Origin of the sequence: Cupriavidus sp. SK-4, assembly GCF_000611125.1 — a bacterium.
In the GTDB taxonomy this organism is placed as follows: domain Bacteria; phylum Pseudomonadota; class Gammaproteobacteria; order Burkholderiales; family Burkholderiaceae; genus Cupriavidus; species Cupriavidus necator.
Window position 1 is genome coordinate 1 of record NZ_JFJW01000190.1, and the last position, 586, is coordinate 586.

General features: G+C 63.1%; 1 protein-coding gene. It reads right to left on the bottom strand.

Features of this window, described 5'->3' with window-relative positions; translation table 11 throughout:
• Positions 1 to 29: 29 nt before the first annotated feature.
• The coding region (locus CF68_RS34370) for a helix-turn-helix domain-containing protein (RefSeq protein WP_035827888.1) at positions 30 to 586 on the bottom strand (557 nt) is incomplete at its 5' end.

Consider the following 586-nt stretch of genomic DNA (forward strand, 5'->3'; position numbering starts at 1 on the left):
TTGGATCGCGCATGAGAATGCCCTTTGGTTCATGAGGAGTGTTCGAAGAGGTCGGGTTGCTCGCTGACAGCCTTGATGCGCAAGCCTTTTCGCCGTCCCTGGCACACCAGGACGGCATCGAGTTCGCCGCGCTTTACACGCTGCAACACAGTTTGGCGGGACACGCCGAGCAGCTTGGTTGCTTCCTGCATGACGACGTAGCCATCGGGGCTGTGCGCGACGAATTGCTGCCGCAGCGCATCGGTGATGCGGATGCGCCAGGGCGCACCGGGCGTGGTCTGTTCGCCGGCGATAAAGCCGTCGTTGACCCAACGGTGTAGTGTGGACGGCGCGGTACCCAACACGCGTGCGGCCTGGCGGATGCTGAGCAACTCGCCGTCAGGAAGCGCTGTGGGGCGCTCGAAACAAGGGATATGCCAATGGCGCCGCAAGTTGCCTACGAGGTTCTGGTTAAAGCGCAGACCGCGCGCTGTTACCCGGCCCTGTGTGTTGAGGATGCCGGCGATGGTGGCATCGGGATAGTGCTCGGCTAGACGGCGGACCAGGGCAATTGTGTCTTCGTCGGTGCGAATGGTCGCGGGCCGCG